Annotated in this window: 17 protein-coding genes; 6 read left to right on the forward strand and 11 right to left on the reverse strand. The window is 70.9% G+C overall.

Annotation, left to right across the window (positions count from 1 at the left end; all coding sequences use genetic code 11):
- Window positions 1-79 precede the first annotated feature (79 nt).
- Window positions 80-559, forward strand: a complete 480-nt coding sequence (locus IE286_RS22005) for a hypothetical protein (RefSeq protein WP_189798492.1) — start codon at window positions 80-82, stop codon at window positions 557-559.
- Between the two features lie 70 nt (window positions 560-629).
- Here IE286_RS22005 and IE286_RS27965 read toward each other — a convergent pair whose 3' ends face one another.
- The 7 genes from IE286_RS27965 to IE286_RS22040 all read right to left on the reverse strand — a co-directional run bounded on the left by IE286_RS27965 (window position 630) and on the right by IE286_RS22040 (window position 6144).
- Complete coding sequence (locus tag IE286_RS27965; protein ID WP_189798493.1) at window positions 630-893, reverse strand: transposase; 264 nt, start codon at window positions 891-893, stop codon at window positions 630-632.
- Between the two features lie 110 nt (window positions 894-1003).
- On the reverse strand, window positions 1004-1396 hold the full coding sequence (locus tag IE286_RS22015; RefSeq protein ID WP_189798494.1) for a hypothetical protein: 393 nt from the start codon (window positions 1394-1396) through the stop codon (window positions 1004-1006).
- A 37-nt stretch (window positions 1397-1433) separates the two neighbouring features.
- Complete coding sequence (locus IE286_RS22020) at window positions 1434-2090, reverse strand: flagellar biosynthesis protein FlhF (RefSeq protein ID WP_189798495.1); 657 nt, start codon at window positions 2088-2090, stop codon at window positions 1434-1436.
- A gap of 152 nt (window positions 2091-2242) precedes the next feature.
- Window positions 2243-3721, reverse strand: a complete 1479-nt coding sequence (locus IE286_RS22025) for a GntP family permease (protein ID WP_189798496.1) — start codon at window positions 3719-3721, stop codon at window positions 2243-2245.
- A gap of 169 nt (window positions 3722-3890) precedes the next feature.
- Complete coding sequence (locus tag IE286_RS22030) at window positions 3891-4301, reverse strand: RidA family protein (RefSeq protein ID WP_189798497.1); 411 nt, start codon at window positions 4299-4301, stop codon at window positions 3891-3893.
- Window positions 4298-5071, reverse strand: coding sequence for an IclR family transcriptional regulator (locus tag IE286_RS22035; protein ID WP_189798498.1), 774 nt, complete (start codon window positions 5069-5071; stop codon window positions 4298-4300). The genes IE286_RS22030 and IE286_RS22035 overlap by 4 nt, the downstream gene beginning before the upstream one ends.
- Complete coding sequence (locus tag IE286_RS22040) at window positions 5068-6144, reverse strand: sugar kinase (protein WP_229863339.1); 1077 nt, start codon at window positions 6142-6144, stop codon at window positions 5068-5070. The genes IE286_RS22035 and IE286_RS22040 overlap by 4 nt, the downstream gene beginning before the upstream one ends.
- Window positions 6145-6353: 209 nt before the next feature.
- Between IE286_RS22040 and IE286_RS22045 the strand changes: the two genes are divergently transcribed.
- Together IE286_RS22045 and IE286_RS22050 are read left to right on the forward strand one after the other, a co-directional pair.
- Complete coding sequence (locus IE286_RS22045) at window positions 6354-7622, forward strand: amino acid deaminase (RefSeq protein WP_189798499.1); 1269 nt, start codon at window positions 6354-6356, stop codon at window positions 7620-7622.
- 88 nt (window positions 7623-7710) lie between these two features.
- Entirely contained in the window at window positions 7711-9360 is a 1650-nt protein-coding gene (locus IE286_RS22050; protein WP_189798500.1) for an N-acyl-D-amino-acid deacylase family protein, read from the forward strand.
- A 25-nt stretch (window positions 9361-9385) separates the two neighbouring features.
- Here the strand turns inward: IE286_RS22050 and IE286_RS22055 are convergent, their stop codons facing one another.
- Window positions 9386-10309 (reverse strand): S1 family peptidase, encoded by a 924-nt coding sequence (locus IE286_RS22055; protein ID WP_189798501.1) that lies wholly within the window; start codon window positions 10307-10309, stop codon window positions 9386-9388.
- Window positions 10310-10577: 268 nt separating this feature from the next.
- Between IE286_RS22055 and IE286_RS22060 the strand changes: the two genes are divergently transcribed.
- Window positions 10578-11789: a pyridoxal phosphate-dependent aminotransferase gene (locus tag IE286_RS22060; RefSeq protein ID WP_189798502.1), complete on the forward strand. Its 1212-nt coding sequence runs from the start codon at window positions 10578-10580 to the stop codon at window positions 11787-11789.
- A gap of 100 nt (window positions 11790-11889) precedes the next feature.
- The gene (locus tag IE286_RS22065; protein ID WP_189798503.1) at window positions 11890-12357 is read left to right on the forward strand and encodes an SCO4983 family protein; all 468 of its coding nucleotides are present in this window, start codon (window positions 11890-11892) and stop codon (window positions 12355-12357) included.
- 69 nt (window positions 12358-12426) lie between these two features.
- Here the strand turns inward: IE286_RS22065 and rfbB are convergent, their stop codons facing one another.
- From rfbB to IE286_RS22080, 3 genes are all read right to left on the reverse strand, one after another.
- Window positions 12427-13413, reverse strand: a complete 987-nt coding sequence (rfbB, locus tag IE286_RS22070) for a dTDP-glucose 4,6-dehydratase (RefSeq protein ID WP_189798504.1) — start codon at window positions 13411-13413, stop codon at window positions 12427-12429.
- 177 nt (window positions 13414-13590) lie between these two features.
- Entirely contained in the window at window positions 13591-13767 is a 177-nt protein-coding gene (locus IE286_RS22075) for a hypothetical protein (protein WP_189798505.1), read from the reverse strand.
- Between the two features lie 238 nt (window positions 13768-14005).
- A complete protein-coding gene (locus IE286_RS22080) occupies window positions 14006-15838 on the reverse strand; it encodes a phosphoenolpyruvate carboxykinase (GTP) (RefSeq protein WP_189798506.1) in 1833 nt (610 codons plus the stop codon).
- A 334-nt stretch (window positions 15839-16172) separates the two neighbouring features.
- Here IE286_RS22080 and trhA point away from each other — a divergent pair, with 334 nt between their 5' ends.
- Window positions 16173-16886: a PAQR family membrane homeostasis protein TrhA gene (trhA, locus tag IE286_RS22085; protein WP_189798507.1), complete on the forward strand. Its 714-nt coding sequence runs from the start codon at window positions 16173-16175 to the stop codon at window positions 16884-16886.
- The last annotated feature ends 50 nt before the right edge of the window (window positions 16887-16936 follow it).

Raw genomic sequence — 16936 nt, forward strand, 5'->3', positions numbered from 1 at the left:
AAATTCAGCAACCCTAAGGACGCCGAACAGGCGTACTATGAGGTTTTGGCTCACCTTCCGTATACATAGAATGCAGTACATGTACATCGAGAATCAATTTGTGCGGGAGTGGCGAGAGAGCCACCCCCACAGATTGGCTCCCTCCTCAGAGGTCCGCAAATTCTTTGAATATCTCGACAATCTACACTGGAGCGGCAGTCGATTGGATTGGAGTCGACTATCAAGTCTTCACATCCCCTTCGGAGAAGGAGATCCCCAGCCCAGCTGGGTCGACAATTTCACCAATACTCCCATCGGGAATCATAGGCATCTGTTGGTAGCCTACGCTCCCAACCAGGATGCTCTGATCGCCCGGACAGGTGAACTTCTGGCTGACATCGACCTGTTGTACGCCGGATCACCTGGACCTCGCTATTTCTGCGGCGCGGAGATCGTCAACGAACGCTTGCATCTGGCAGTAGAAGACTTCGCTGAGTTCTCCGAGAGTGGCGTACTGGTCCATATCCCTGCACCCGCGCGGGACACAGTAACACCCGATCGGAACAATCCTCGCACCTAACGCTGATAACTCGAAGCATCAATCCACGTCGTCAATCCAACGTGTGCGGTGAAGCGCCTGATGTCGTTGATCAGGAACTAGAACGCCAGCACGTCTTTGTGCCGGTTCGTGCTCTGGCGTGGAAGCTGGAGGCGAGGTATCCGGCGGCACGAGTGAGGTTGTATGCGGTGGCTGCGAGAGTGAGCCAGGCGGTGTTCGCGGTGAACTTCCTCGAGGGCAGGTGGCCGAGCGTGACGTCCTCCAGATTGGCGAAGAGCTGCTCGATCTGAGCACGTGTTCGCGGTGCATGGGTTCGTCCGGGGCAAGGACGGAGGGGATGCCGGTGAAGATGCATGGTGGCGCCAGACGTCGAGCAGTTCGGCCTGTCCCTCGGGCACGCTCTTGGGGTTCAGGCGTCTCACGCGGCGCACGACCAGCCGGACGGTGGTGTGGAACGCCTTCTTCTTACTGGTGAACGCGGGGAAGGGGGACCTCGGCGATTTCCGAGTCGGAGATCCAGCGTTCTTCCTCGTCCCAGATGGCGGCCGCGTATCTGATCGAGGTCCAGGTGGTTTTGGCGATGCCCGCGACGGCCTCACGGATCGTCTTCTTGACCACCACTGCGAGCCAGAACCATGCGTCGGCCTTGCGGCAGACATCGACGGCTTTGTGGGAGAAGTACGCTGAGTCGGCGCGAACGGCGACCTGCGCGGTGATGCCCCATCGCCCGCGGCGAGACTGCTGCGCGAGGCGATGGCCACCGTGCTTACCGGAGCCTGCCGAGCACTTGCGCAGTCTCGTTGCAACGATGACCGGAGCGCACGTCGCGGTATGGACGGCGACGATCTCTCCGTCCACAGGCCGATCACCGCGCGGTGCATCGAGGCTGAGGAGGTCAGTCCTCGCTCTTCTCCTCCGCGTTGCCCGCGTCGTCCTCAGCCCCCTGCTCCGCCTCGCCCTCGCCGTCGTCGAAGTAGGCGTCCAGGACCGCGTCGAGCTGGGTGTCCCACTCCTTGATGCGGGCCTTGGAGGGGGCGTCGATGTCGATGGGGTACCAGCGGCGTTCGGGGGTGTGGACCGTGACCGTGTAGCGCTTGCCGAAGCGGGAGACTGTCGTCTCCACCGCGCCGATCTCGTCCCAGCGGAAGTCGCACTCCTGGTCGTCCAGGAACAGGCGGATGCCCTTGTGGTCGGCGACGATGCGGGCGCGGCGGTCGGCGGCCTCGAAGACGGGGCCGTCGGGGGACTGGTCGTCCGCCGCGTCCTCGGCCGCGGGCTCCTCGTCTGCCTCGTCCGCCGTCGACTCGCCCGCTGACGCGTCGTCCGCTGTCGGGTCGGCCGTCGCGGCGGCGTCGGTGGTGTCCGCGTCGGCCGCCTCGGGAGCCTTGGCCTGCGGCCGTTCGTCCTGCGGAGCCGCGTCCTCGGGGGCCGTGGCCTGTGGTTCCTCCCGGGGCGGAGGCGTGATGCCGGGGATGAACGCCGGGTCGAATCCGGCGCCGGTCACCGGTTCGGTCTTCAGGGGCTGGCTGCTCGTACCTGTGCGCTGCTCCACAGCGGGAAGTATGGTCGACGATCCTGTGGCACATGTGGCCAGCCCCTGGTTCGTTATCAGAATCAGATCACCGCAGTGGAGCAGCGCGTCAGTCGGTGCGTCGGTCGGCGCATCGGATCACGTGCACCGGATGACGTGCACCGGATCGGCTGTCAGTGCACGAAGAAGCTCAGGACCAACGCCACCAGGAAGCCCGCCAAGGACAGCACGCTCTCCAGCACGGTCCAGGTCTTCAGGGTGTCCCGTTCGCTGATGCCGAAGTACTTGGCCACCATCCAGAAGCCGCCGTCGTTGACGTGCGAGGCGAAGATGGAGCCGGCGGAGATGGCCATGATGACGAGGGCGACGAAGGCCCGGGAGTGGTGGCCCTCGGCGAGGAGCGGGGCGACGATGCCCGCGGTCGTCACGATCGCCACCGTCGCCGAGCCCTGTGCGACCCGGAGCACCAGGGAGATCAGGTAGGACAGGACGATCACCGGCAGGCCCACGCCGTGGAAGGTGTCGGACAGGGCCTGGGCGACTCCGCTGGCCTTGAGCACGGCGCCGAAGATGCCGCCGGCGCCGACCACGAGGAGGATGTTGCCGACCGGCTTCAGGGACGCGGTCGACACGGTCTCCAGGGACTTGCGGGACCAGCCGCGGCGGATGCCCAGCAGGTAGTACGCCAGGAGCAGGGCGATGGTCAGCGCCACGAAGGGGTTGCCGAGGAATTCGAGGACCGAGCGGCCGGTGGACGGGTCGAGTCCGATGGAGGAGAAGGTGGCCGCCAGGATCAGCACCAGCGGGGTGCCGATGATGCCGAGGACGACGCCGAGCGAGACCGGCTTCTCCTGGGTCCGCACGCCGGCGGCGCGCTGTTCGGCGAGGACCGCGCGCCGGGACTCCTCCGCTGCCTCCACCATGTCCTGCGGCACCTCGACGAAGACCCGTGCGCCGATCCACGCGGAGTACGCCCAGGCGGCCAGCACCGCCGGGATGCCGCAGACCAGGCCCATGAGGATGATCCAGCCGAGCTGGACGTGGAGCAGGCCCGCCGCGGCGACGGGGCCGGGGTGCGGGGGCAGGAAGGCGTGCGTCATGGACAGGCCGGCCAGCATCGGCAGGCAGTAGAGGACGACGGACTTGCCGGAGCGTTTGGCGGCGGCGTAGACGAGGGGCGCGAGCACGAAGATGCCCACGTCGAAGAAGACCGGGATGCCGAAGATGAGGCCGGTCAGGCCCATGGCGAGGGGGGCACGGCGTTCGCCGAAGAGGGTGAGCAGGCGGGAGGCCAGGACCTCGGCGCCGCCGCTGATCTCCAGGATGGAGCCGAGCATGGTGCCCAGGCCGATGATGATGGCGATGTGGCCGAGGGTGCCACCCATGCCGGACTCGATGGTGGAGACGGCGTCGGAGCGCTGGACGGTGCCGAACAGTTCGGTGACGGACAGGCCGGCGAGCAGGCCGACGGCTATGGAGACGGCGAGCAGGGCGACGAACGGCTGGAGTCGCGCCTTGATGATGAGGAACAGCAGCAGGGCGATGCCGATGGCGGCGATCAGCAGCAGGCCGGGGGTGCCGTCGACGAGGAGGAGCAGGCCTCCGGTGTGCGGGGGCGCCGGTGCGGCCGCCGTGGTGAGGGCGTGGGACATACGGGGGTCCTCGGGCTGAGTGCATGCGTGGAAAGGGATGTGGGGGGTGGGCCCCGGGCCGGGCGGGTGGTCAGGTGTCCGGGCAGGGGGCAGCGCGGCGCGGCGCCCGAGGGGTGGTGAGCGCCGCGCCGTACGACGGTGCGGTGAGGAAAAGGAAGCTGAGGGTGCGTCAGCCGAGGACGGCGAGCGCGTCGATCTCGATGAGCAGGCCCGGGGGCAGACCGACGTAGACGGTGGTGCGCGCGGCGGGCGGCTGGGTGAGGTTCTGCTCCTCGAAGTAGGCGTTGTAGATCTCGTTCATCTCGGCGAAGTGGTCCACGTCGGTGAGGTAGACGCGGATCATCATCACGTCGTCCCAGGTGGCGCCGCCCTCTTCGAGGATGGCCTGGACGTTGGCGAGGGCCTGGAGGGTCTGCTCGCGCAGGGTCGGGCCGGCCGGTGTCGGGGGCTTGCCCTCCTCGTGGGGCAGGAAGCCGACCTGGCCGGCGACCTGGAGGATGGTGCCCTTCTTCACCCCGTGGGAGAACTTCGCCGGCGGGACGGTGTGGGTTGTCGGGGTGAGTGCGATCTTCTCGGTCATGCGGTGTCCTTCGCGGGGTCCGTCACGGGGGTTCTTCCGGAGTACTCGTCGCTGATGGCGTCCGCGGTACGGCGCACCAGCGGGAGCAGGGTGAGGAGTTCGTCGGCGGTGACGACGACGTTCGGTGCGGAGACCGACATCGCGGCGACCACCCGGCCGTCGGCGCCGCGGATGGGGGCGGCGACGCAGTTGATGGATTCCTCGAAGCCGCCGAGGTCGGTGGCCCAGCCCTGTTCACGCACGGTGGCCAGTTCCTTGAGGAAGGCGGCGGCGTCGGGGGTGGAGCGGGCCGTGTAGAGGGGGTAGTCGAGGCTCTCGGCGACGGCGCGGCGTTCGGGTTCGGGCAGGTCGGCCAGCAGCAGTTTGGCGACGGCGGCGACGGTGATGGCGACGGGTTTGCCGATCCGTGAGTACATGCGCACCGGGTAGCGGCTGTCCACCTTGTCGATGTAGAGGACCTCGCCCTCCTCGTACACCGCCAGGTGCACGGTGTGTCCGCAGGCCTCGCCCAGGCGGACCAGGTGGGGGTGGGCGATCTCGCGGACGTCGAGGTTCTCCATCGCCTCCTGGGCGAGGGCGAACAGGCGGGCGCCGAGGCGGTAGCGCTGGTCGGACTGGCGGTAGACCAGGCCGTGGTCGTGCAGGGTGCGCAGCAGGCGCAGGGCGGTGGACTTGTGCACGCCGAGCCGGTCGGCGACCTGTCCGAGGTCGGCGGGTCCCTCGGCGAGCAGCGGCAGGATGCTCAGGGCGCGGTCGACGGTCTGGCTCATGGCGTACGTCCCTCCTTCTCGACCCCGTCCGCGGTGGCGGTGGTCCAGCCGGGGCCGAGTCGCAGTCTCTCCCACGCCTCCTCGTCGAGGGCGCACAGCCGGTCGGCGAGGTCGCGGGCGGGAGGCGTGGCGAGGTCGCCGGGGACGGTGAGGGCGGCGGCGGCCGTGAGGTGGCCGTGGCGCAGCCGGTCGCGCGGCGGCAGGCCGCGCAGGGCGGCGGAGAGGTAGCCGGCGGCGAAGGCGTCGCCGGCGCCGACGTGGGCGACGACGTCGACCGCCGGGGCGGGGACGTGGGTGGCGGTGTGCTCCTGGGGCAGGCCGGGGCGCAGGTCGTAGGCGGTGGCGCCGGCGGCGCCGCGTTTGACGACGACGGTGTGCGGCCCGGTCAGCTCCCGCAGCAGGGCCCGGTCGTCGTCCAGGCCCCAGGCGGCGCGGGCCTCGTCGTCGCCGACGAACACCACGTCGGCGCGGCGGGCCAGCTCCAGCAGCACCTCGGGTCCCTCGCCCCGGCGCCACAGCGCGGGACGGAAGTTGACGTCGAAGGAGACGAGCGGGCGGCCGGGGCGGGGTGCGGTCAGGTCGCGCAGCAGGTCCAGGCAGCTGTCGGAGAGGGCGGCGGTGATGCCGGTCAGGTGCAGGACCCGGCAGGCGCGCAGGGCTTCGCGGTCGACGCTGCCGGTGTCCATGGCGGAGGCGGCGGAGCCGGCGCGGTAGTAGGCGACCTCGTGGGCGTCGGTGGCGCGGTCGCCGGCGGAGCGGAAGTAGACGCCGGTGGGGCGGTCGGGGTCGCGGCCGACGAAGCGGACGTCGACGCCGTGGCCGCCGATGGTCTCCACGAGGTGGTCGCCGAAGCCGTCCGTGCCGACCCGGCTCACCCAGCGGGTGCTGTGGCCGGCGGCGGCCAGGGTGCACAGCACGTTGCTCTCGGCGCCGCCGATGGCCCGGTCGAAGGACGGCACGTCGGCGAGGCGGCCGGGGCGGGTGGGCAGGAACGTGACCATGGACTCGCCGAGCGCGGCGACGTCGACGGCCTGGACGCCGCCGGGGCCGGTGCCGGATCCGCTGGTGGTCACGTCGCTCGTGGCTCCTCGGTGGTGGGTGCGCGGGGCGGTCGCGAAGCCGTCGTACGGGCCGTCGTCCGGGCCGTTCGTCAGGGGCGCTGTCCGGGGCGGTGTCCGGGGCGGTGTCCGTTGACCTCGCGTGGCCGAGATGTTAGACAGCGGGTGTCGAAGCGTGCAATGGCTGTTGCATGTTGTGCAACGTGCCTGATCAGGGAGGTTCCATGCGCAGTGAGGCGCTGGCCCGTCTGGCCGAGGAACGGGTCGACCACCGGTTCAAGGGACTTCCCCCGGACGCGGACGGGCTGACGGTCGGTGAGCTGGCCGCACAGCGGCGCAACCTGTTCACCGGCGGCTTCACCACGCCCGTGCTCACGCTGTCCGCCGAGCACCTGGAGCACAACCTGCGGCTGATGGAGACGTACACCGCCCGGCACGGGCTGGCGTTCGCACCGCACGGCAAGACCTCCATGGCGCCGCAGCTCTTCCAGCGGCAGCTGGAGCACGGCGCCTGGGGCATCACGCTCGCCGTGCCGCACCAGGTGCGCGTCGCCCGGGCGTTCGGTGTGCAGCGCATCTTCCTGGCCAACGAGCTGGTGGACGCCGCCGCGCTGCGCTGGGTCGCCGCCGAGCTGGCCGCCGACCCCGCCTTCCGCCTCGTCTGCTACGTCGACTCGGTGCGCGGGGTGGAACTGATGGACGCCGCGCTCAGGGGCGTCGCCGAGCGGCCCGTGGACGTGGTCGTGGAGCTGGGTGCGGGCGAGGGCGCGCGCACCGGGGCGCGCACGGAGGCGGAGTGCGCCCGGATCACCGAGGCGGTGGCCGGGGTGCCGACGCTGCGGCTGGTCGGGGTCGCCGGGTACGAGGGCGAGGTGCCGCAGGCGGACGGCGAGCGGGTGCGGGCCTATCTGCGGCGGCTGGTGGCGCTCGTGGCGGAGCTGGACAAGGCCGGGCACTTCGCTCGGGCCGAGGAGATCGTCGTCAGCGCGGGCGGCAGCGCCTGGTTCGACGCGGTCGCCGAGGTGTTCGCCGGCATCCCCGGCCTGTCGCGGCCGGTGCTGAAGCTGCTGCGCTCGGGCGCGTACGTCACGCACGACGACGGCCACTACCGGGAGCTGACCCCGTTCAACCGGGTGCCGGAGGAAGGCGCGCTGGAGCCGGCGTTCCGGCTGTGGGCGCAGGTCGTCTCCCGGCCCACCGCCGCGCAGGCCTTCGCCAACGCCGGCAAGCGGGACGCCGCCTACGACCTGCATCTGCCCTTCGCGCAGGTGGTGCACCGGGACGGTGTCCGGCGTCCGGCCACCGGCGTCACCGTGACCGGCCTGTCCGACCAGCACACCTGGCTGGCCACCACCGACGGGGCCGATCTCGCGGTCGGGGACTGGATCGGGCTGGGGCTGTCCCATCCGTGCACGTCGTTCGACAAGTGGCAGCTGATCCCGGTGGTGCGCGCGGACGGCACCGTCGTCGACTACGTCCGCACCTTCTTCTGACGGCCCCTGTTCCGTGGTGTTCTGAAGGCCGCTGTTCGCGACCGCGCCGTCTTCCCCCCAACTCCGTTCTCAGCGCAGGAGGCCCTTGATGGATCCGGTCGACCCCGGCGATGTCGCCGACCTCGTCATCCGGGACGCGGACGTCGTGGACGGCACCGGCGGCCCGTCCTACCGTGCGGACGTGGCGGTGGCGGGCGGCAGGATCGTCTCGATCGTCAAGGAGGCCGCGGCGGCCGGCTGCCAGCGGCCCCGGGCGTGGCGGGAGCTGGACGCGGAGGGGCTGGTGCTCTCCCCCGGCTTCATCGACATGCACGCGCACAGCGACCTGGCCCTGCTGCGCGACCCCGACCACAGCGCGAAGCTGGCGCAGGGCGTGACCCTGGAGGTGATCGGGCAGGACGGGCTGTCGTACGCGCCGGTGGACGACCGCACGCTGGAGGAGGTGCGCCGGGCGATCGCCGGCTGGAACGGGTACGGCGACGACATCGACTTCACCTGGCGTTCGGTGGGCGAGTACCTGGACCGGCTGGACCACGGCTTCGACGGCCGGGGCATCGCCGTCAACGCGGCGTATCTGATCCCGCAGGGCACCCTTAGGGCGCTGGTCATGGGCTGGGAGGACCGCGAGCCCACCGGCGAGGAGCTCCAGCGGATGTGCCGGCTGGTCGCCGAGGGCATGGAGCAGGGCGCGGTCGGGATGTCCTCGGGGCTCACCTACACGCCCGGCATGTACGCCAAGGACGCCGAACTGACCCAGCTTTGCCGGGTGGTGGCGCGCCACGGCGGCTACTACTGCCCCCACCACCGCAGTTACGGCGCCGGGGCGATCGAGGCGTACCGGGAGATGGTGGCCCTGGCCCGCGAGGCGGGCTGCCCGCTGCATCTGGCGCACGCCACCTTGAACTTCGGGCCGAACAAGGGCCGTGCGCCGCAGCTGCTGGTGCTGCTGGACGAGGCGCTGGCCGCGGGCGCCGACATCACGCTCGACACCTACCCCTACACCCCCGGCTGCACCACCCTGGCCGCGCTGCTGCCCAGCTGGGCGAGCGAGGGCGGCCCGGAGCGGATCCGGCGGCGGCTCACCGACGAGGCGACCGCCGAGCGGATCCGCCATGATCTGGAGGTCACCGGCTCCGACGGGTGCCACGGGGTCCCGGTGGAGTGGGAGACCATCGAGATCTCCGGGGTGACCGAGCCGGAGCTGGCCGAGTACGTCGGGCACACGGTCGCCGCGTCGGCGGCGCGGCGCGGCGAGAGCCCGTGGACCGTGGCGCGGCGGCTGCTGCTCGGCGACCGGCTCGGCACGACGATCCTGCAGCACGTCGGCCACGAGGAGAACGTGCGGGCGATCATGCGCCACCGGGTGCACACCGGCGGCTCGGACGGCATCCTGCAGGGCAGCAAGCCGCATCCGCGGGCCTACGGCACCTTCCCGCAGTATCTGGGGCGGTATGTGCGGGAGCTGGGGGTGCTGTCGCTGGAGGAGTGCGTGGCGCATCTGACCGGTCGCCCGGCGGCCCGGCTGCGGCTGCCGGACCGGGGGCTGGTCCGTGAGGGATACCGGGCCGACCTGGTGCTCTTCGACCCGCGCACGGTGGCGCCCGGCGCCACCTTCGACGCGCCGCGCACCCTGCCGAAGGGGATCCCTCACGTCCTGATCGACGGCCGGTTCGTCATCGAGGACGGCCGGCGCACGGACGTGCTGGCGGGCCGGACGGTGCGCCGCGCCGCGGCGTGAGGGGCCGTCCGGCCCGCCGGGCGGGTCACGGCTTGGGCAGGGTGCAGCCGGCCGCGTCCAGGTCGAGGCGGTTGCCGGTGGTGAAGCAGGCGGGGATCTGGTAGGTCTCCTCGGCGTAGTTGATGCCCTGACGGACCGTCACGTTGCCGTTCTCGTCGACCTCGCACGGGTTGTTGACGGTGCAGCGTCCGCCGTCCTCGTTGCCGGTGTTGTTGACGGCGATCACCTTGCCGGTGGCCGTGTCGATCACCGGGGAGCCGGAGGTGCCGCCGATGGTGTCGCAGGCGGAGGTGTAGCGGACGGAGTCCTTCCAGGTCCAGTCGCCCTCCTTGAGCTGGTGGACGAACCCGTCGATGCGGCAGCTGTAGATCCGCTTCCAGTAGCCGGAGACGACCTGGATGTCGGTGCCGGCGACCGGGTGGGTGTCGTTCAGGGTCAGCGCGTCGATGCCGTACGCGCTTTTGATCTGCGCGTAGGTGGAGGTCAGCCGGTACAGGGAGACGTCGGTGTCCGTCATGGTCGCGTAGACCAGCTGGTCGGCGCGGAGCGTGGCGATCTTGCCGCCGGAGGCGTCGAGCAGGCCGAACGTACGGCTGGAGGGCCGGCCGGTGACGACCTCGCCGGGGGCGGGGAAGCCGCTCTCCAGGCAGTGGCCGTTGCTGAGGACGAGCGCGGGGTCGGAGTCGGCCGAGTCCGGCAGGCGCACGACGGAGCCGGAGCAGTTGCTCAGCGCGACCGTGCCGGCGAAGCTGCCCGCCGCCGCCCGGGCCGCCCGCGTCTCCTTCGCCGTGCGGGCCAGGTCGTCGGTGACCGACGTCAGGACGCCGACGAGCGAGGTCGTGGGGGTCCGCTCGGGCGTGGGGTGCGCCGCGGGTGCGGCGGCCGCCGGCGTCGCGCCGAGACCCGCGACCGCCAGGGAGCACAGCGCGGCCAGGAGAGGCTTGTTCATGTGGGGGTCCCCTCTGCAGACGTGAGCGGCCGGACGACCCCGGCCGCATTGTCATGTGCATTGTTCTTATGAGAGGGGGCGAGAACAAGCGGCCACGGCCGGTCGCCGGGGGCGGTCCGCGGTCCGGCGCACCGCGTCAACAGGGCGGCAGCATACGGGAGTCGGCGTGGGGGGACCCCGGAGCACGGACATGATCGCCCGATCGGGGGTGTCTCGGGTGGCGGAAGACACGAGCCACGGCGCGTCGCCACGCCGTAAGCTCGCACACATGCAGGTGATCCAGTCGACCAAGCTCGCCAACGTCTGTTACGAGATCCGGGGCCCGGTGCTCGAGGAGGCGATGCGGCTGGAGGCTGCCGGTCACCGCATCCTGAAGCTGAACACCGGCAACCCGGCCGCGTTCGGCTTCGAGTGCCCGCCGGAGATCCTGGAGGACATCCTCCGCAACGTCGGCACGGCCCACGGCTACGGCGACGCCAAGGGGCTGCTGGCGGCCCGGCGCGCGGTGGTGATGCACAACCAGACCATCGGCATCGAGACCGACGTCGAGCACGTCTTCATCGGCAACGGCGTCTCCGAGCTGATCGTGATGGCGATGCAGGGGCTGCTCGACGACGGCGACGAGGTGCTGGTCCCGGCGCCCGACTACCCGCTGTGGACGGCGGCCGTCTCCCTGTCCGGCGGCACGGCGGTGCACTACCGCTGCGACGAGCAGTCCGACTGGATGCCCGACCTCGCCGACGTGGAGCGCAAGGTCACCGACCGCACCAAGGCGATCGTCATCATCAACCCCAACAACCCCACCGGCGCGGTCTACGACCGTGCGGTGCTCAAGGGGCTGACCGACATCGCCCGCCGTCACAACCTGCTGGTCTGCTCCGACGAGATCTACGACAAGATCCTCTACGACGGCGCCACGCACACCCCGACCGCGGCGGTCGCCCCGGACCTGCTGACACTGACCTTCAACGGCATGTCCAAGGCGTACCGGGTGGCGGGCTACCGGGTCGGCTGGATGTCGATCTCCGGCCCCCGGGCGCACGCCGACTCCTACATCGAGGGCCTGACCATCCTGGCCAACATGCGGCTGTGCGCGAACATGCCCGGACAGCACGGCGTGGTCGCCGCGCTCAGCGGACGGCAGTCCATCGACGACCTGGTGCTGCCCGGCGGACGGCTGAAGGAGCAGCTGGACGTCGCCTACGACCTGCTCACCCAGATCCCGGGCGTGACCTGCGTCCGGCCCAGGGGGGCGCTGTATCTCTTCCCGCGCCTCGACCCGAAGGTCTTCAAGATCAAGGACGACCGGCAGATGGTCCTTGACCTGCTGCGCCGCGAGAAGATCATGGTGGTGCAGGGCACCGGCTTCAACTGGCCCGAGCCGGACCACTTCCGCATCGTCACCCTGCCCACGGTCGGCGATCTGCGCGACGCGGTGAACCGGATCGGGACCTTCCTGGACGGCTACAGTCAGCCCTGACGTTCACCCAGGGTGCCCTTACCAACCCGTCGCGACACGACTCAACTTTAGACGCAATCCAAGCTAGGATGGCTTCTGTCAGAGCACAGGAGGCCGTCTCATGTACGAACCGATCCGCTCCGGGTCTTCCCGCCGGTCCGTCCACACGACGGCCGGCACCCCCTCCGGTGTCCCGCACCGCTCCCGCGAGGAGGAGCTGGAGATACAGCTCGCCGGTCATCTCGCGGCCCTGCTCGCCGTCACCGACGAGCTGCGTACGACGGGACCCTCCGCGGACCTGGACGCCGCCGCCGAACGACTGTCCGAGCAGGTGGCCCGGCTGCGGGGCGGACACGCCCCGGTGCGCGCCCCCGTTCCGGCCTCACACACCCCGGGCGACGCGGCCGCCCTGCACCGGCGGGCGCACGCGCTGGCCGGACGGGCGCTCGTGGTCGCCGCGTCCCGGGCGGACACGGCCGCGGCCATCCTGGCGGCCGAGCGGATGGACGCGCACGCCGCCGCCCTCGAACAGGCCGGTGCCGGGGAGCAGCCGGCGCAGCACGCGGAACTGAGCGGCGCGGCCCGCTGAGGGCCGCGCCGCGCCGCGTGCCGGCGGCGTCACGCCGCACCGGCCGGAGACGGTGACGGCCGCGGCGCCTCACCGCAGCCGGGCGGCCTCCTTCAGCGGCTGCCACCACCAGCGGTTGTCGCGGTACCAGTCGACGGTGGCGGCCAGACCGTCGGCGAAGGGCACCTCGGGCGCATACCCCAGCTCTTCGCGGATCTTGCTGTCGTCCAGGGCGTAGCGCAGATCGTGGCCCTTGCGGTCGGCCACGTGCTCGACCCGGTCCCAGCCGGCGCCGAAGGCGTCCAGCAGCAGCGCGGTCAGGTCCCGGTTGCTCAGCTCGGTGCCGCCGCCGACGTGGTACACGTGGCCGGCCCGGCCGCCGTGCAGCACCAGGTCGATGGCCCGGCAGTGGTCGGAGACGTGCAGCCAGTCGCGGCGGTTGCGGCCGTCGCCGTACAGCGGCACCTTCTCCCCCTCGATCAGGCGGGTGACGAACAGCGGGATGGCCTTCTCGGGGAACTGGTACGGCCCGTAGTTGTTGGTGCACCGGGTGACCACGACCTCGAGGCCGTGGGTGCGGTGGCAGGCGAGGGCCAGCAGGTCGGACCCGGCCTTCGACGCGGAGTAGGGCGAGGTGGGGGCGAGCGGCGACTGCTCGGTCCACGCACCCTGGCCGATCGAGCCGTACACCTCGTCGGTGGAGACATGGACGAAGCGGCCGACGCGGTGGCGCACGGCCGCGTCCAGGAGGACCTGGGTGCCGAGCACATTGGTGCGCACGAACGGGTCGGCGCCGGTGATCGAGCGGTCCACGTGCGACTCGGCGGCGAAGTGCACCACCGCGTCCTGCCCCGCCATCACCTGGTCGACCACGTCGGGGTCGCAGATGTCACCCCGGACGAACGTGCAGCGGGGGTGGCCGGCCACGGGGGCCAGGTTCGCTTCGACGCCGGAATAGGTCAGCGCGTCCAGGACGGTGATCCACGGCGTCCGCTCCGGGTCCGGCCCCGTCGCCAGCGCCCGGCGGACGTACTCCGAGCCGATGAAACCGGCACCGCCGGTCACGAGTATGCGCATGTGCTCCGCGTTCTCCCCTCGCCCGCTGCCGCCCGCGAGGGCGGCAGGACCAGGATGCCGTCAGGCCGCCCCGGGGGGCCGGGCGGGGTGGCGACGGGCGGGACGGCGGTCCGGGCGTCGGCAGGCCGGTCCGCCGGCGGCCGGGGCGGCGCGACGGACCGGCCGGTGTGCGGCGGGTCAGCCGAACACCACCACGAAGAGCACGAACAGGATCAGGATGCCCAGGACGATCGCCCACACGGGCCAGTTGCCGCTGCCCTGCGGCTCGTCCGGGCCGCCGCCGCGCGGGCGGTCCTCGGCCAGATCCGGGTCCTCCGGACGGTCGTGCTTGTAGAAATCACCGTCTCCAGCCATGCCCGCATCACCCTCTTTCCCCGAGCCACCCGAGTACCCGGGGCGTGACGGGCCATACGGCGTCCGGCCCCGCAGCGGGCACTGCGGGGCCGGACGGCACGGCACGAGGCCGGATCCGCTCCCCGGGTGGCGCGGACCCGGCCTCGGTGCGCCGCGTGCCGCGGCCGGCCTGAGCGACGACGCAGGTCAGGGCAGTCGGGCGGCCGGCCGCGGAGTCCGGCGGAACCGGGTGGGCGGCTCAGCCCAGGCGCTCGACGAGCGCGCGGTACTCGTCCCACAGCTCCTTGGGGGTGTGGTCGCCGAAGGTGCTGAGGTGGGCGGGGATCAGGGCGGCCTCCTCGCGCCAGACGTCCCGGTCCACGGTGAGCAGGTACTCGAGGTCCTCCTCCGACAGGTCCAGGCCTTCGGTGTCCAGGGCCTCCTTGGCCGGCAGGATGCCGATGGGGGTCCGCACGCCCTCGGCCTTGCCCTCCAGGCGCTCCACGATCCACTTCAGCACGCGGCTGTTCTCGCCGAAGCCGGGCCAGACGTACTCGCCCTCGTCGTTCTTGCGGAACCAGTTGACGTAGTAGATCCGCGGCAGCTTGGCCGGGTCCTTGTCCTTGGCGACCTCGATCCAGTGGGCCATGTAGTCGCCCATGTTGTAGCCGCAGAACGGCAGCATGGCGAACGGGTCGCGGCGCAGCTCGCCGACCTTGCCCTCGGCGGCGGCGGTCTTCTCGGAGGCGACGTTCGCGCCGAGGAACACGCCGTGGTTCCAGTCGAAGGACTCCGTCACCAGCGGCACCGCGGTGGCCCTGCGGCCGCCGAAGAGGATGGCGGAGATCGGCACGCCCCTGGGGTCCTCCCACTCCGGCGCGATGATCGGGCACTGGGAGGCGGGCGTGGTGAAGCGGGCGTTGGGGTGCGCGGCGGGCTCGGGCGAGCCGGGGGTCCAGTCGCGGCCCTTCCAGTCGGTCAGGTGGGCCGGGGGCTGTTTGGTCATGCCCTCCCACCACACGTCGCCGTCGTCGGTGAGGGCGACGTTGGTGAAGACGGAGTTGCCCCACAGCGTCTTCATCGCGTTGGCGTTGGTGTGCTCGCCGGTGCCGGGCGCGACGCCGAAGAAACCGGCCTCGGGGTTGATCGCGTACAGCCGGCCGTCCTCGCCGAACCGCATCCAGGCGATGTCGTCGCCGATGGTCTCCACCGTCCAGCCGGAGATCGTCGGCTCCAGCATGGCGAGGTTGGTCTTGCCGCAGGCGCTGGGGAAGGCGGCGGCGACGTACTTGGGCTCACCGTGCGGCGGGGTGAGCTTGAGGATCAGCATGTGCTCGGCCAGCCAGCCCTCGTCGCGGGCCATGACGGAGGCGATGCGCAGGGCGTAGCACTTCTTGCCCAGCAGCGCGTTGCCGCCGTAGCCGGAGCCGTAGGACCAGATCTCGCGGGTCTCGGGGAAGTGCGAGATGTACTTGGTGCTGTTGCACGGCCAGGGCACGTCCTTCTGGCCCGGCTCCAGCGGGGCGCCGAGGCTGTGCACGGCCTTGACGAAGAAGCCGTCGTCGCCGAGTTGGTCGAGGACCGCCCGTCCCATGCGGGTCATGGTGCGCATCGACACGGCCACGTACGCGGAGTCGGTGATCTCCACGCCGATCGCGGACAGCGGGGAGCCGAGCGGCCCCATGCAGAAGGGGACGACGTACATGGTGCGGCCGCGCATGGCGCCGCGGAAGATGCCGCCCTTGCCGTCCTTGCCCTGGAAGATCTCCCGCATCTCGGCGGGTGCCACCCAGTTGTTGGTGGGACCGGCGTCCTCCTCCTTCTCGGAGCAGATGAACGTGCGGTCCTCGACGCGGGCCACGTCGGAGGGGTCCGAGGCCGCGTAGTAGGAGTTGGGGCGCTTGACCGGGTCGAGCTTCCGGAAGGTGCCCTTCTGGACGAGCTCTTCGCACAGACGCTCGTACTCGGCCTCGGATCCGTCACACCAGACCACGTTGTCCGGCTGCGTGAGGTCCGCGATCTCGTTGACCCACGAGATCAGGTCCTTGTGGTTGGTCGGGACGACGGGGGGAGCCGCGATGTCGCGCGCCACGATTGCTCCTAAATGAGGGGTTTGCTTCTTGTTCGCCCCGTGGGGGCTGCGACCCGGATGCTTCGTAGCCGCTCATCCGGTGCCGACCGCACTCATTTGATCGTCCGCCGAGAGCGCCCATCTGTCCAGAGGGCATCACATGTGAGCGGCGTGACGAACGCCATGTTTCGGTTCCGCCCCGGCGGCGCAGCCCTTGTCAGGCGCACGTCTCCGGCGTCCGGGCGGGCGCACCGGCTGACGAAGTTTTTACGTTCCGCCCCGCGGTGGTGTGATCATGTACGCATACGCTGCGTACTGATCTGAGACTTACGGTCACCTCGCTAGCATGCCGCGCATGACTGCGTCCGCCTCCGACGCGCTCCTGGACCCGTCGGCCGGTGGCCGGCGTCCGGCTGCGCCGTCCCTTCCGCACCCGGTCAAACCGAAACTGCGTGGCTGGCTGCACCTGGGGATGTTCCCGGCCGTGCTCGTCGCGGGTCTGGTGCTCACCGCGCTCGCCGGGTCCGCCCGTGCACGGATCGCCTGCGCGGTCTACGTCCTGACCGCCTGCCTGCTCTTCGGCGTCAGCGCGCTCTACCACCGCGGCAGCTGGGGCCCGCGCCTGGGCGGCGTCCTGCGCCGCCTCGACCACGCCAACATCTTCCTGATCATCGCCGGCACCTACACCCCGCTGACGCTGCTGCTCCTGCCCGGCGCCAAGGGCCAGTGGCTGCTGTGGGGCATCTGGGCCGCGGCCGCCGCCGGCATCGTCTTCCGCGTCGTCTGGGTCGGCGCCCCGCGCTGGCTGTACACCCCGTGCTACATCGCCATGGGCTGGGCGGCGGTGTTCTTCCTGCCGGACTTCCTGCGCACCGGCGGCCTGACCGTCCTCGTCCTGGTGATCGTCGGCGGTCTGCTCTACAGCGCGGGCGGCGTCGTCTACGGCATCAAGCGCCCCAATCCCTCACCGCGCTGGTTCGGCTTCCACGAGGTCTTCCACTCCTTCACCCTGGCGGCGTTCGTCGTCCACTACGTGGGGATCTCGCTGGTGGCCTACCGGCATGCCTAGGCTGCCGACCCGCACGCGGACGGCCCTGGCCGGTGACCTTGGGTTCACGG

The sequence above is a fragment of the Streptomyces thermodiastaticus genome (assembly GCF_014656135.1).
Lineage (GTDB): Bacteria > Actinomycetota > Actinomycetes > Streptomycetales > Streptomycetaceae > Streptomyces > Streptomyces thermodiastaticus.

Excerpts from the sequence above, each read along its gene's own strand:
- IE286_RS22045 (WP_189798499.1), top strand. The coding sequence starts at position 6,354 with ATGCGCAGTGAGGCGCTGGCCCGTCTGGCCGAGGAACGGGTCGACCAC.
- trhA (WP_189798507.1), top strand. The coding sequence starts at position 16,173 with ATGACTGCGTCCGCCTCCGACGCGCTCCTGGACCCGTCGGCCGGTGGC.
- IE286_RS22050 (WP_189798500.1), top strand. The coding sequence starts at position 7,711 with ATGGATCCGGTCGACCCCGGCGATGTCGCCGACCTCGTCATCCGGGAC.
- IE286_RS22055 (WP_189798501.1), bottom strand. The coding sequence starts at position 10,309 with ATGAACAAGCCTCTCCTGGCCGCGCTGTGCTCCCTGGCGGTCGCGGGT.
- IE286_RS27965 (WP_189798493.1), bottom strand. The coding sequence starts at position 893 with ATGCATCTTCACCGGCATCCCCTCCGTCCTTGCCCCGGACGAACCCAT.
- IE286_RS22005 (WP_189798492.1), top strand. The coding sequence starts at position 80 with ATGTACATCGAGAATCAATTTGTGCGGGAGTGGCGAGAGAGCCACCCC.
- IE286_RS22075 (WP_189798505.1), bottom strand. The coding sequence starts at position 13,767 with ATGGCTGGAGACGGTGATTTCTACAAGCACGACCGTCCGGAGGACCCG.
- IE286_RS22030 (WP_189798497.1), bottom strand. The coding sequence starts at position 4,301 with ATGACCGAGAAGATCGCACTCACCCCGACAACCCACACCGTCCCGCCG.
- rfbB (WP_189798504.1), bottom strand. The coding sequence starts at position 13,413 with ATGCGCATACTCGTGACCGGCGGTGCCGGTTTCATCGGCTCGGAGTAC.
- IE286_RS22035 (WP_189798498.1), bottom strand. The coding sequence starts at position 5,071 with ATGAGCCAGACCGTCGACCGCGCCCTGAGCATCCTGCCGCTGCTCGCC.
- IE286_RS22060 (WP_189798502.1), top strand. The coding sequence starts at position 10,578 with ATGCAGGTGATCCAGTCGACCAAGCTCGCCAACGTCTGTTACGAGATC.
- IE286_RS22065 (WP_189798503.1), top strand. The coding sequence starts at position 11,890 with ATGTACGAACCGATCCGCTCCGGGTCTTCCCGCCGGTCCGTCCACACG.
- IE286_RS22025 (WP_189798496.1), bottom strand. The coding sequence starts at position 3,721 with ATGTCCCACGCCCTCACCACGGCGGCCGCACCGGCGCCCCCGCACACC.